The following is an 11152-nucleotide window of genomic DNA, read 5'->3' on the forward strand; positions in this document are numbered from 1 at the left end:
ATCGAGGGTGACCGGCGGCGGCCCCACCAGGCTGCCGCCGGCCACGTCAGGCGCGGCGCCGACCCAGCAGGATCAGGCCCGCGACGGCGGCCAGCACACCGAGCGCCGCGAAGATGACGACGCCGATGCCGAGGGCGCCTGCCGGCGAACCGTCGACTCTGGTGCGGAGCTCGCCGGTGCCGTCGGAAAGCTGTTTCGTCCCGGACGCCACGTCGGACGTACCGGCCGCGAGCTTCGCGGAACCGTCGGCGAGCTGCTGCGTGCCGTCGGCCAGGGTGACCGCGCCGGCGGCCAGCGTCTGGGTGCCCTCGTCCAGGGCACCCGTGCCCTGGACGAGTGTGCGGGTGCCCACCCGGGCGTCCTTCAGCCCGTCGCGCACCTTGACCGACCCGTCGGCCAGCTTCTGCGACTTCTCGACCTTCGGGACGACGCGGTCGCGCACCTGGATGATGCCGTCAACGAGGCGTCCGGAGCCGTCGTACAGCTGCCCGACCCCAGAGACGAGGGCCGGCGTCTGGCCCGCGAGCTCGGCGTTGCCGTCGGCTACCTGCGTGGCACCAGAGAGCAGGGCGGGCAGGCCACCCTTGAGCTGACCGGTACCGGCGGCGAGCTCGGCGTTGCCGTCGGCGACCCGGGTGGCACCGGACAGGAGCGCGGGAAGGCCGCCCTTGAGCCGGCTCGTGCCGGCCGCCAGCTCAACGTTGCCGCCCGCTACCTGCGTCGCACCTGAAAGCAGTGCAGGCAGGCCGTTCTTCAGCTGCCCCGTACCGGCTGCCAAAGTCGCATTGCCATCGGCCACGCGGGTCGCACCATCGAGCAGCGCAGGCAGACCGTCCTTGAGCGCACCAGCGCCGGTCGCCAGCGTCGCGCTGCCGACCGCGGTTCGCTGGGCGCCCTCAACGAGCTCCGAGCTGCCCGCATAGGCCGACCCGACACCGCCCACGTACCGCTCGATCCCAGGAGCGAGTTCCCCGAGACCCGCACTCAGCGACGCGCTGCCGACCTTCAGCTGCTCCGAGCCTGCTGCGAGGTCGTTGGCTCCGGCCGCCAGCGGGTCCAGCCCTGCCGCTACCTGGTTGACACCGCCAGATACCTGCGCGGATGCCTTGGCCACTCCTGCTGCTCCGTCGGAGACCTGCGAAGCCCCTCCCGACAAGGTGCCGAGCGAGGACGCGAGACTGACGGCACCGCCGTGAGCCCGTGTCGCGCCGGCACTGACCTGCCCCGCGCCAGTTGCCAGGTCGCCCGACGACGCGGCCAGCGCCTGAAGCTGAGCCTTCAATGTCGGATCGTCGGTCGCGGCGGCGAGTTGGGTCAACTTCTCCTGGAGGGCGCGGTTGCCGCCCTCAACACTGTCGGCCCCGGCGACGACGCCGCCGATTCCTGCGGCCAACGTGTCCGCACCACTCTTTGCGGCAACGGCGCCCTCGGCCACCGACCCAGCGCCTGAGGACACGCGCTCAGCGCCTGCCGCCGTGTCCCCGGCACCCTTGACGAGGGCCGGCGCACTGGCCTTGAGCTGGGCAAGGCCGCCAGCGATCTGGTCAGCGCCACCATCCAGGGTGGCGGCACCCTGTGCGAGAGCACTGGCGCCAGCCTGGAGCGAGTTGGTGCCACCAAGGATCGCGTCGCTGCTGGCAGCAAGTGTCGAGAGCCCCGAGTTGAGCCGTGCGGTGCCGCCGTATACCTGGGCGGAACCGTCCGCGAGCTGGTTCGCGCCGTCGGCCAGCTCAGGTGCCTTGTTGCTCAGCTGCACCACACCGGCCTGCAGGTCCCCGGAACCGAGAGCCAGCTGACGGGCACCCGCATCCAGCGGGGTCACACCGTCGCTGACCGTGACCACCCCTGCCTTGACCAGCAGCGATCCGGAAGCCAGCTTTCGCGCACCTACGTCGAGCGAGCCGACGCCGCCGCTGACCGTTGCGACACCGACCTGCACCTGCCCGGCACCGGCGGCCAGCTGACGCGCGCCCGCGTCCAGCGGTGATACACCATCACTGACCTTCACGACGCCCGCCTGGACCAAGGCGGAACCTCCGGCGAGCCGCTCCGCGCCGTCGGCCAGCTCCGGAGCCTTGGTGTTCAGGGTCCCGAGGCCGGCGTTCAGCTTCGTGGAACCAGCGGTGAGCTGCAGCGACGCGTCTGCCAGGTCGGCGACGTCCTCCGCCGTCTCGGCCGTGCCGTCGGCGATCTTCTTGGACCCGTCGTGCAGCTTGATCACACCGGCACGCAGCTCCGCGGCCCCGGCGTCGAGCTCCGAGGTTCCGTCCGCGAGCTTCTCCGTACCCGGTACCACGTCGTTCTGCACACCGTTGTTGAGCTCGGTGGCCCCTGCGCTGAGATCGCCGACGCCCGAGACCAGGTCGGCCTGGACGCCGTCGTTCAGCTCGCCCGCGCCGTCGGCCAACCGGTTCGCGCCGTCCGCGACCTGCCCCTGGAAGAGGAGCATGAAGGCCGTGACGACGATCGCGCCGACGAGCAGCAGCGCGACGCCGAGCGCGGTCAAGATCGTTGGACCTAAGCCTGATCGTGGTTTCGGTGATGCATGAAGCTGCGTCATCGGTTCGCCTCTCGTTCTGCGGGCTTCGTCGCCCCGCGGAAGTTGTCGGACCGGCGCCCCTGCCCGCCGGGCTCGCCGTCGTTGGCGAGCACGAAGCCCGTTGTGGTGGGCGTCTGCGCAGAAGTTACCTGGGGGTATGGCCCCGCGGAACGCTTTTACTGATCACAACTCAGTAAAGGAGCGAAGATCACCCGCTCGCGCGAAACGGTTCTACTGACCCGGAGTCAGCCCAGCCGGGCGTCCACGGCCTCGGCCGAGAAGCGGTCGTCGATCGCGACCCGGGCCAGCCCGACGAGGACCGCCTCCGGCCCGAGCGCGGCGGCCCGGATCCGCAGGCGCGCGGTCGCCCGGGGCTGTGCGCCCGCGTACACGCCCGCGCGGATCCCCGCGATCACGGTGGGCACCGCGAGCTCGCCGGCCACGACGAGGTCGGCGGGGTTGAGCACCCCGACCACGACCGCGAGCACGCGCCCGACGAGTGCGGCTGCGCGTTCGAGCTCGGCCGTCACGAGAGCGTCCCCGTGCTCGGCGAGCGCGCGCAGCTCGGTCAGCGAACCGACGTCGGACCCCGCCTCGCCGAGGCGGCGCAGCAGCGCCGTGCCGCCCGCCTCCGCGGCAAGGCAGCCCCGCCGGCCGCAGCGGCAGACGGCGTCGCCGCCGACGTCGACGTGCCCGATGTCGCCCGCCCCGCCGTCGGTCCCGCGGTAGGTGCGCCCGTCGATGACGAGGCCCGCCCCGAGGAACCGGGACACCTTGACCAGCACGAACGGCTCGGGCCTGCCGTCGCCCCCCGCACCGAGCTCGGTGAACTCGCCGTACGCCATCGCGTCGGCGTCGTTCTCGAGGTGGACCGGCACGTCGAACCGGTCGCGCACGGTCTCGACGACCGGCCACGCACCCCAGCCCGGCATCACCGGCGGATCGGACAGGCGGTGGTCGTGCGGGTCGACGGGGCCGGGAACCGACAACGCGACCCCGCCGACGGCGGCGGGCTTGATCCCGGCGTCCGCCAGCAGGTCGTCGAAACCGTCCAGGAGCTGCGGCAGCACCGCCTCCGGCCCCGCCGCGACGTCCACGACGAGCGGCATCCGGGCCAGCAGCGTCCCGTGCGGGTCCACGACCGCAAGCACCGCCGCGTCAAGCTCCAGCGCCGCCACCAGTACCAACGAGTCCGTCGGGTCGAACACGAACCGCTCCGAGCGCCGTCCGCCCGTCGCCCCCGCGTCGCCCGCCGCGTGGACGATCCCCGCGGCCACCAGGGCGTCCATCCGCTGCGCCACGGTGACACGGGAGAGCCCCGTCGCCTCCAGGACCTGGATACGCGTCGTCGCCCGTCCGCTCCGGATGAGCTGCAGGATCTCGCCCGCGCCTGCTGCCACGTCGTTCCTCAGTTCTTCTCGGGCCGTCCGGCCCTCGTCGTTCCCGGGCCGATCAGCCCTTGTCGGCCCCCGCGGTCAGTCCCTCGGTGAGGGCACGCTCGGCCACTCCATACAGAATCACGATCGGCACGGTGAGGAGCACGCTGCCCGCCATGAGAACCGTCTTCGACACCTCCTGACCGTCGGCGAGGCGGGTCAGCCCGAGCGACACGGTCCACAGGTCCTGCTTGGCGGACAGGAACAGGAGCGCGAACAGGAACTCGTTCCACGCGATCATGAACGAGTACAGCGCCGTAGACATGATGGTCGGCATCGCGAGCGGCACGGTGATGCGGGTCATGATCTGGAACCGGGAGGCGCCGTCGATCACCGCGGCCTCGTCGATCGACTCGGGGATGCCTGCGAGGTAGTTGCGCAGCATGTGCACCGAGACGGGCACGGTCAGCGCCACGTACGCGATCACCAGCCCCACCAGGGACGACCCGAGCCCCAGCACCTGGAACCCGACGAACACCGGCACCGCGATGATGATGGTCGGGAACAGGTAGACGGCCAGGAAGAGCCACGAGACCTGCGAGCGCCCGGCGAACCGCAGGCGCGTCAGCGCGTACGACGCCGGCACCACGAGCGCGACCGTCAGCGCCGACGCCGCGACCGCGACGACCGCGGAGTTGCGCATGAACCGCGCGAACCCGTACCCGCCGTCCTCCTCGGAGGCCAGCACGGCGCGGTAGGTCTCGGTGGTGATCCGGTCGAGCTGCGGCAGCACCCGCAACGGGTCGCGCAGCAGGTCGTCGATGCGCACGAAGCTCAGGCTCAGCATGTAGACGAACGGCAGCACGGTCGCCGCGACGAGGGCCACGATGACGACGACGCGCAGCACCCGCAGCACGCTGCTCTGGACGGACACGGCGCTCATCGGTTCTCCTCCCGCTGCCGGGCCGTGAGCCGCAGGTAGATCGCCAGCGCGATCCCCAGGAACACGGCCATCACCGCGGCGGTCGCGCTGGCGCCGCCGATGTCGCTCGACCCGGTGAGCTGCTCGAACACCCGCACCGAGGCCACCTGCGTGCCCGCGGCGCCGCCCGTGAGCAGGTAGACGTCGTCGAACTCGTTGAAGGCCATGACCATGCGGAACAGCACCAGCAGGGCCACCGTGGGCAACAGCTGCGGCAGCACCACGAACCAGAACTTCTGCAGCGGTGTGGCGCCGTCGACCACGGCTGCCTCCTCGATCTCCTTGCTGAGGCCCGTCAGGGCCGCCCCCAGGAAGAGGAACGCGAACGGGAAGTACCGCCAGATGTCGTAGACGATGACGGTGCCGAGCGCCGTGGGTGCGGCCGAGAGGAAGTTGACCGGGTGCTCCCAGCCGAGCACCTGCGTGCCGAACGCGTTCACCACGCCGTACTGCGGGTTCAGCGCGACCTGCCACACGAACGTGGTGGCCACGACCGGCGCCACATAGGGGAGCAGCATCACGGCCCGCAGCGGCGCACGGAACCGGAACCTGTCACGGAACGCGAGCGCCGCCACGAGACCCACGGTGATGGAGCCCACCGTGGTCGCCACCGAGTACTGGACCGTGGTCACCAGCGTCTGCCAGAACGCCGGCGACGTGAGCACGTCGGCGTAGTTGTCGAGCGTGAGCTCGTTGAACAGGCCGTTGCGGGCCACGTCCACGTAGCGCGCGTCCTGGAACGAGAGCACCACCGTCCACACGATGGGGACCACGATGATCGCGGCGACCACCAGCACGACGGGTGCGACGAGCGTGATCCCGTCGCGGCTCTCGCGGCCGCGCAGCTTCGACGTCCTGCGCCGCCCTCTCCGCACACGACCCCTGTCCACGGTCTCTACCCCGGCCCGGTCAGTCTCGGCCGGCGATCTCGGCCACGGCCTCCTGCATCGTCGCCTGCGCCTCGGCGGCGTCGACGCTGCCCGACCCGAGGTCGGCCGCCGCCTTGGCGAGCGGCAGCTCGCTCGTGATCGGGCCCAGGATCGCGCCCTGGCCCTGCGGCAGCGCCCAGCGGTCCGCGGACTCGGGGGCGGCGGCCAGGGTGTCGGTCACCTCGTCGGGCCAGACGTCGGAGAACGTCTCCCTGCTGTCGATGCCGATCTCCAGCCCGGACCAGGCGTCGGTGTACTCGGTGGGGCTCTCCGCCGTGCCGGTGCGCACGGGCACCTTGCCCTCGGGCGCCATGGCCAGCCAGTCCTCGTACGCGTCGGACATCATGTACTCCACGAAGTCCGTCGTCTCGGGGTCCGCGCCGTCGGTGATGCCCCAGGACACGAACTCGACGTAGCCGGCCGCGTCCCCGCCGTCTCCGCCCGCGGACGGCCCCTCCACCACGGGCACGACGCCGGTGTTGTCGGCGAGCCAGCCCGGGTCGTCGGCGCACTCGTCGCACGAGGGCGTGAACTCCTCCCGCAGGCCGGCCATCTCGTCCAGCAGGAACGACGACCAGACGGTCATCGCGGCCTGCCCGGCGAAGTACGACGCGCGCGTGGACTCGACACCCTGCGAGCCCTCGGGCGAGAACTCGCTCGCCAGGTCGCCGTACAGCCCGATGGTCTCGGTGCAGGCGGGGCTGTCGAGGGTCGCCTCCCCGGCGTCGTCCACGAGCTCGCAGCCGTTGCCCTGGGCCAGGAACTCCAGCGTCTGCTGGGTGAACGGGTCGGCCGCGTCGGTCGAAAGCGTGATCCCGTACCGCCCGCTGGTCGTGAGCTCCTCGGCGGCCGCGCGCAGGTCGTCGTAGGTGCTGGGCGGCTCCAGGTCCGCCTCCTCGAAGAGGTCGGTGCGGTAGTAGACCATCATCGGCCAGGCGTCCGAGGGGACGGCGATCAGCTCGTCGCCGTCGCTGGTCAGCTCCAGCGCCTGCGGGGTGAAGGTGTCGGCGCCGAGCGCGTCGACCACCTCGGCGGCGGCGTCCCGGTCGAGGTAGCCGTCCCGGTCGAAGGAGCGGACCAGCCCCGGGCTGATCGCGTTGACCACGTCCGGCATGTCCTCGCCGGAGAGGGCCGCGGCGGACAGGAGCTGCGAGACCTGGTCCTCCTCGACCGGCACCAGGTCCGTCTCCAGGCCGGCCTCTTCGGCCCAGGCGTCCATCGCGGCCTGCTGGATCGCGAGGCGCTCGGGCTGGGTCTCCACCGTCCAGACGGTGATCGTCCCGTCGGACTCGGGACCGCCGCTGCCGCAGGCGGTGAGCGTGAGGACCGCCGCCGCGGCGGTCGACGCCGCGATCGTCAGGCGGGCAGTGGCCGCGCGGTGGTGCCGGAGCATGACTTCTCCTCGTCGTCGAGTGAGTAGATCTGGCACTTATGTCTAGCCTACTGTCGAAAGATGCACAAGGACTTTGAGGAAGATCCCGCCGACGCCGCGGCTCGCGTCCTGGACACCAACTGGACCGGCCGGCACACCGTCCCGGCCACCGGCCTGTACCCGCACCAGTGGAGCTGGGACTCGGCGTTCGTCGCGATCGGCACCCGGCACCGCGCACCGGCGCGCGCCCGGGCGGAGCTGGTCGCGCTCCTCGACGCCCAGTGGCCCGACGGGCGGGTGCCGCAGATCGTGTACGACGTCGAGCGCGACGACGACTACGCCCCCGGGGCCGGGTTCTGGGGCGCGGCGACCTCCGGGCTCGTGCAGCCGCCGGTCCACGCCTGGGCAGCTTGGCTGGTGCACAGCGCGGACCCGGCCGGGTCCGCGCGGGAGAACTTCCTCGCGCGCGTGTATCCCCGCCTCGCCCGCTGGCACGGGTACCTGCACGGGCCGCGCGCGGGCGGCGTCGGCCTGCCGGTGACCAAGCATCCGTGGGAGACCGGTACGGACAACTCACCCCTGTGGGACGCCGCCCTCGACCGGGTGCCGCCGGAGGCGCGCACCGCCATCCGACGGCCCGACCTGCGGCACGCGGGCGCCAGCGAACGACCGGGCAGCCGCGACTACCGCCGCTACTACCGGCTCGCCGAGGCGTATCGCGACGCCGGCTGCGCCGACGACGTGCCGATCGGCTTCGCCATGGTGTGCCCGCTGTTCAGCACGGTGCTGGCGGTCTCTGAGGTCGCCCTGTCCCGGATGGCGGAGGCGCTGCCCGACGGCGGGCGTGGGGCCGGCGTGGACGAGGGGGGCGCGGCGCCCGGGGCGTCCGGCGCACACGAGGCGGCCGCCGCCCGCGTGGCCGTCGCCATGGACGAGCACCTCTGGGACGACGACCTGGGACTGTACGTCGCGCTCGACGACACGACGGGGCGGACGGTCCGGCGGGCGACCGTCAACGGCCTGATCCCGCTGCTTCTCGCCGGCGTTTCGACGCGCACCGGTACCAGCACGACGACAGGTGCAAATGCGGACAAGACGGCGGGCACTGCCGCGGGCGGACGGGCGGGCCTGGCGCCGGGCCGCACCGAGCGGCTGCTCGCGACGCTCGCCGGTCCGGGGTTCCTCGGAGGCGGGCCATACCTCCCGAGCACCTCGCGCGAGGACCCCGCGTTCGACCCCGCCCTGTACTGGCGGGGGCCCGCGTGGTTCAACATGTCGTGGCTGCTGCTGCGCGCCGTCCGGGCGGTGGGGCGGGACGACCTGGCCGCCCGCCTGCGGGAGCACTTCGACGTCGCCGCGCCGCAGGAGTTCCCCGAGTACACGGACCCCGACACCGGCGTCGGCCGTGGGACCCGCCAGTTCTCCTGGACCGCGGCATTGGCCCTGGACGTGCTGCTCTCGGACGAGTCGGCTGTGCTCCCGGGGCCGGGATGCTGATTCGTCGCAGGGGGCACGACGTCGCCGGACCGCTACCTCACTGGTCGCGGCACGCCTCGGGAATCTCCAGCGAGTCGGGCGAGGCACCTCCGAACGGAGACAGCTCGTAGGTGTGGCACGGCTCGTACCCGCCGGGCGCCTCGACATGGGCGACGATCCGGTACCCCTCGCCGAACTCCCCTCCCCACTCGACCGACAACGTATCGCCGAATATCGCGTCTATCTCCGATCGGTCCAGACGGCCTTGTCCCGCACGTTCCTCCAGCTCGTACTCGAACGTGTCGACCTGGTGCTCGTAGTACTGCACGTTGACGCCACCGCTGGGGTCCATGAGCCCCGAACCGGGCATGAGGCGTAGGAAGAGAACCACCCCCAGAGCGCTCAGCAGGGCGAGCGAAAGGAGCACCACGATGGCCGATGCAGGCCAGCCGAGTCGTGTTCTGCGGTTGCGCACCACGGCATCACCTTCTCACGCCATCCGGCCACCCTCTCCGCAGGCCAGAACGCCCCGTTCAGATTCGGCACCTATGCAGCGCCGGTCCCCCCGACACAGCAGAAGGCCCCGGCTCCCACAAGGGAACCGGGGCCTGCTGACGATCAGGCGATCAGCTGAGCGGAGCTCAGCCGGCGACGACCTGGACGCCGATCTTGGCCGACACCTCGGGGTGCAGGCGGATCGACACGGTGTAGTCACCGGTCGTCTTGATGGACTGACCGATCTCGATCTTGCGCTTGTCGACCGACGGGCCACCGGCAGCGGCGACCGCCCCGGCGATGTCCGCCGTGGTCACCGCGCCGAACAGACGGCCACCGGGGCCGGCGTTCGCCGCGACGACGACCGGCTTCGCGGACAGTGAGGAGGCCAGGGCCTTCGCGTCGTCCAGCGAGGCGATCTCGCGGGTCTTGCGAGCCTTGCGGATCGCGTTGATGTCGGACTCGGCGCCCTTGGTCCACGGGGTCGCCAGCGAACGCGGGATGAGGAAGTTACGGGCGTACCCGTCCTTCACCTCGACCACGTCGCCGGGCTCGCCCAGGCCGGTCACCTCGTGAGTCAGGATCAGCTTTGCCATTGTTCTCGATCCCTTCCTCAGCGAGCCGTCGACGTGTACGGCAGCAGGGCCATCTCGCGGGCGTTCTTCACGGCCTTCGCGATCTGACGCTGCTCCTGGACGGAGACGCCGGTGACGCGACGGGCGCGGATCTTTCCGCGGTCGGAGATGAACTTGCGCAGCAGCGCCGTGTCCTTGTAGTCGATGTTGGCGATCTTCGCGGACTTCAGCGGGTTGATCTTCTTCTTGGGCTTGCGCACCACAGGCTTCGCCATGGTGTTGCTCCTTCGTCAGGTGCTGCTCGCGAGGCCTGGCAGGCCGCGCGAGCAAAAAAGGTGAACTGGGGGTAGCGGTTAGAACGGCGGGTCGTCCGAGAACGAGCCGCCCGACGACGCCGGGCCTGCCGTGGCCCACGGGTCGTCATTGCTCTGACCGCCACCGGAAGAGCTGAATCCTCCACCGGAGCCGCCGCCCTGCTGGCCGCCGCCTCCGTTGTAGCCACCGCCGCCGCCACCGAAGCCGCCGCCACCGGACCGCTGGGCCCGGGTGACCTTGGCCGTGGCGTAGCGCAGGGACGGACCGATCTCGTCCACCTGCAGCTCCACGACGGTGCGCTTCTCGCCCTCACGGGTCTCGTAGGAGCGCTGGACCAGGCGACCCTGCGCGATGACGCGCGTGCCCTTGGTCAGCGACTCCGCGACGCTCTCCGCGGCCTCGCGCCAGATCGAGCAGCGCATGAACAGGGTCTCCCCGTCCTTCCACTCGTTGCTCTGGCGGTCGAAGGTCCGCGGGGTCGACGCCACCGTGAAGTTGGCGACCGCCGCACCGGAAGGGGTGAAGCGCAGCTCAGGGTCCCCGGTCAGGTTCCCGATCACTGTGATGACAGTTTCACCAGCCATGCCAATTCCTCGATTCAGTCGACGTTCCGTACGCGTTGTCCGTGCTCGCGGTGAATGCAACCACGAACCACTGACACTCGCGCGGGCGTAGGAGGTTCAGGTCCGACGACTTACTTGTCGCCGGTGCGCAGGATCTTGGTCCGGAGCACGACCTCGTTGAGGCCGAGCTGGCGGTCCAGCTCCTTGGCGGTGTCCGACGTCGCGGTGAAGTCGACAACGGCGTAGATGCCCTCGGACTTCTTCGAGATGTCGAACGCCAGGCGGCGGCGACCCCAGATGTCCACCTTGTCGACGGATCCACCCTCGGTCGTGATGACCGACAGGTACTTGTCGAGCGACGGGGCAACGGTGCGCTCCTCGACCTCCGGGTCCAGGATCACCATCAGTTCGTACTGACGCATGTGTATACCCACCTCCTCTGGTCTCAGCGGTCACGGTCGTTCCGTGACAGGAGGGTTCACAGCAAGGGCCAAGCCTACCCGCCCTGTGGACAACCGCGGAATCGAGCA

General features: G+C 71.0%; 11 protein-coding genes. 1 reads left to right on the forward strand and 10 read right to left on the reverse strand.

The annotated features are described in order from the left end of the window. Nucleotides 1-46: 46 nt before the first annotated feature. From AB0I29_RS17760 to AB0I29_RS17780, 5 genes are all read right to left on the reverse strand, one after another. Complete coding sequence (locus AB0I29_RS17760; RefSeq protein WP_357483775.1) at nt 47-2506, reverse strand: hypothetical protein; 2460 nt, start codon at nt 2504-2506, stop codon at nt 47-49. A gap of 278 nt (nt 2507-2784) precedes the next feature. Beyond that, nucleotides 2785-3939 (reverse strand): ROK family transcriptional regulator, encoded by a 1155-nt coding sequence (locus tag AB0I29_RS17765; RefSeq protein WP_357483778.1) that lies wholly within the window; start codon nt 3937-3939, stop codon nt 2785-2787. A gap of 52 nt (nt 3940-3991) precedes the next feature. Beyond that, nucleotides 3992-4858, reverse strand: coding sequence for a carbohydrate ABC transporter permease (locus AB0I29_RS17770; protein ID WP_285101731.1), 867 nt, complete (start codon nt 4856-4858; stop codon nt 3992-3994). Beyond that, nucleotides 4855-5787 carry a sugar ABC transporter permease gene (locus AB0I29_RS17775; RefSeq protein WP_357483782.1) on the reverse strand — a complete coding sequence of 311 codons (933 nt, stop codon included), beginning with the start codon at nt 5785-5787 and terminating at the stop codon, nt 4855-4857. Before AB0I29_RS17775 ends, AB0I29_RS17770 begins: the two co-directional genes overlap by 4 nt. A 19-nt stretch (nt 5788-5806) precedes the next feature. After that, nucleotides 5807-7219 carry an extracellular solute-binding protein gene (locus AB0I29_RS17780; protein WP_357483785.1) on the reverse strand — a complete coding sequence of 471 codons (1413 nt, stop codon included), beginning with the start codon at nt 7217-7219 and terminating at the stop codon, nt 5807-5809. Between the two features lie 60 nt (nt 7220-7279). On the opposite strand from AB0I29_RS17780, the gene AB0I29_RS17785 reads away from it, so the two are divergent. Then, nucleotides 7280-8695, forward strand: a complete 1416-nt coding sequence (locus AB0I29_RS17785) for a hypothetical protein (RefSeq protein WP_357483788.1) — start codon at nt 7280-7282, stop codon at nt 8693-8695. Between the two features lie 37 nt (nt 8696-8732). On the opposite strand, the gene AB0I29_RS17790 is transcribed toward AB0I29_RS17785, so the two are convergent. From AB0I29_RS17790 to rpsF, 5 genes are all read right to left on the reverse strand, one after another. Further along, nucleotides 8733-9152, reverse strand: a complete 420-nt coding sequence (locus AB0I29_RS17790) for a hypothetical protein (RefSeq protein WP_357483791.1) — start codon at nt 9150-9152, stop codon at nt 8733-8735. A 163-nt stretch (nt 9153-9315) separates the two neighbouring features. Further along, nucleotides 9316-9765, reverse strand: a complete 450-nt coding sequence (gene rplI / locus AB0I29_RS17795; RefSeq protein WP_182620110.1) for a 50S ribosomal protein L9 — start codon at nt 9763-9765, stop codon at nt 9316-9318. A gap of 17 nt (nt 9766-9782) precedes the next feature. Further along, nucleotides 9783-10019 carry a 30S ribosomal protein S18 gene (gene rpsR, locus AB0I29_RS17800; RefSeq protein WP_020013532.1) on the reverse strand — a complete coding sequence of 79 codons (237 nt, stop codon included), beginning with the start codon at nt 10017-10019 and terminating at the stop codon, nt 9783-9785. A gap of 78 nt (nt 10020-10097) precedes the next feature. Beyond that, the gene (locus AB0I29_RS17805) at nt 10098-10643 is read right to left on the reverse strand and encodes a single-stranded DNA-binding protein (protein ID WP_036964287.1); all 546 of its coding nucleotides are present in this window, start codon (nt 10641-10643) and stop codon (nt 10098-10100) included. A 110-nt stretch (nt 10644-10753) separates the two neighbouring features. Then, the gene (gene rpsF / locus AB0I29_RS17810) at nt 10754-11044 is read right to left on the reverse strand and encodes a 30S ribosomal protein S6 (RefSeq protein ID WP_285101724.1); all 291 of its coding nucleotides are present in this window, start codon (nt 11042-11044) and stop codon (nt 10754-10756) included. Nucleotides 11045-11152: the final 108 nt, after the last annotated feature.

This window comes from Promicromonospora sp. NPDC050262 (assembly GCF_040655935.1).
GTDB lineage: Bacteria > Actinomycetota > Actinomycetes > Actinomycetales > Cellulomonadaceae > Promicromonospora.

Excerpts from the sequence above, each read along its gene's own strand:
- AB0I29_RS17780 (WP_357483785.1), bottom strand. The coding sequence starts at position 7,219 with ATGCTCCGGCACCACCGCGCGGCCACTGCCCGCCTGACGATCGCGGCG.
- AB0I29_RS17805 (WP_036964287.1), bottom strand. The coding sequence starts at position 10,643 with ATGGCTGGTGAAACTGTCATCACAGTGATCGGGAACCTGACCGGGGAC.
- rpsF (WP_285101724.1), bottom strand. The coding sequence starts at position 11,044 with ATGCGTCAGTACGAACTGATGGTGATCCTGGACCCGGAGGTCGAGGAG.
- rpsR (WP_020013532.1), bottom strand. The coding sequence starts at position 10,019 with ATGGCGAAGCCTGTGGTGCGCAAGCCCAAGAAGAAGATCAACCCGCTG.
- rplI (WP_182620110.1), bottom strand. The coding sequence starts at position 9,765 with ATGGCAAAGCTGATCCTGACTCACGAGGTGACCGGCCTGGGCGAGCCC.
- AB0I29_RS17770 (WP_285101731.1), bottom strand. The coding sequence starts at position 4,858 with ATGAGCGCCGTGTCCGTCCAGAGCAGCGTGCTGCGGGTGCTGCGCGTC.
- AB0I29_RS17785 (WP_357483788.1), top strand. The coding sequence starts at position 7,280 with ATGCACAAGGACTTTGAGGAAGATCCCGCCGACGCCGCGGCTCGCGTC.